The following is a 250-nucleotide window of genomic DNA, read 5'->3' as shown; positions in this document are numbered from 1 at the left end:
GTGGTTGCGTTACGTCATCGGTCATATACAGGACTGGCCGGTGAACCGGGTCCGCGATCTGCTGCCATGGAAGGTCGAGCTTCCCTCTGCCTGAACGTCAATACGGTCTGAATGCGACGCTTACAGTCAGCACCGATTTTCGGGTTGAGATGAATATCCACTTCATCTTCGTAAAACACGGGGTTTTCCGCACTACATTTCGCCAGTGCTTCATGGATAGCGACCATTTTTTCTTCTTTGTGTGGGTCAC

1 pseudogene is annotated in these 250 nt (G+C 51.2%); it reads right to left on the bottom strand.

Going from position 1 to position 250, the window contains the following annotated elements:
- Positions 1-107: 107 nt before the first annotated feature.
- A pseudogene (locus F7Q90_RS26355) lies at positions 108-250 on the bottom strand (IS630 family transposase); the annotation flags it as partial.

Source organism: Pantoea stewartii subsp. stewartii (assembly GCF_008801695.1).
Taxonomy (GTDB): Bacteria; Pseudomonadota; Gammaproteobacteria; order Enterobacterales; family Enterobacteriaceae; genus Pantoea; species Pantoea stewartii.
This window is presented reverse-complemented; position numbering and strand designations above follow the sequence as displayed.